The sequence below is a fragment of the Haloferax sp. Atlit-6N genome, from assembly GCF_003383195.1.
Taxonomy (GTDB): Archaea; Halobacteriota; Halobacteria; order Halobacteriales; family Haloferacaceae; genus Haloferax; species Haloferax gibbonsii.
On record NZ_QEQJ01000051.1, the window covers coordinates 1 to 709 of the forward strand.

A 709-nucleotide genomic window follows, 5' to 3' on the forward strand; every position below is an offset into this window, starting at 1 on the left:
TCGGACGCGAAGAAGCCGGAGTACCTCGTGCCCGACTCCCGCACGAACGGGATCCGCGAGCGCGTCGACAGCGAGGGCAACGTCCTCCGGCCGTTAGACGAAGAACACGCACGCGAGCAGATCCGCGACCTCGTCGACAAGGGGGCACGCGCTATCGTGGTGAATTTGCTGTGGTCGTACGCCTATCCCGACCACGAGCAGCGCCTCCGCGAACTCGTCCGCGAGGAGTACCCACCGTCGTATCTCGGGAGCATCCCTGTGTTCCTCTCCTCGGAGGTGATGCCGACGAAACAGGAGTACGAGCGCACGAACACGACGCTGCTCGACGCGTACCTCTCCGAGCTGATGCAGGAGCACATCGCGGACATCAAAGACCGTCTGGAGGCCCACGGCTACGAAGGCGACATCCAGATGCTCCACAACACCGGCGGAATGGCCGAATCTTACAAGACGACCGCCGTCGAGACGTTCAACGGCGGCCCGGTGGCCGGCCTGAAGGGCGGCGAGTACCTCTGTGACGTGCTCGATTACGACAAAGCCGTCGTGACCGATATGGGCGGGACGAGCTTCGACATCGGCATCCTCACCCGCGGCGGCGTGCAGTCCTACGAGTTCGAGCCAGTCATCGACCGCTGGCGCGTCTCTGGCACGATCATCGAGTCGAAGTCGATCGCGGCCGGTGGCGGATCGCTCGCCTCCGTCAACGACG

The 709-nt window shown here is 64.3% G+C and carries 1 protein-coding gene; it reads left to right on the forward strand.

All coding sequences use genetic code 11. The features are described from left to right. Positions 1-709: hydantoinase/oxoprolinase family protein (locus DEQ92_RS21080; protein ID WP_304999707.1), on the forward strand; the 709-nt coding region annotated here is incomplete at both ends.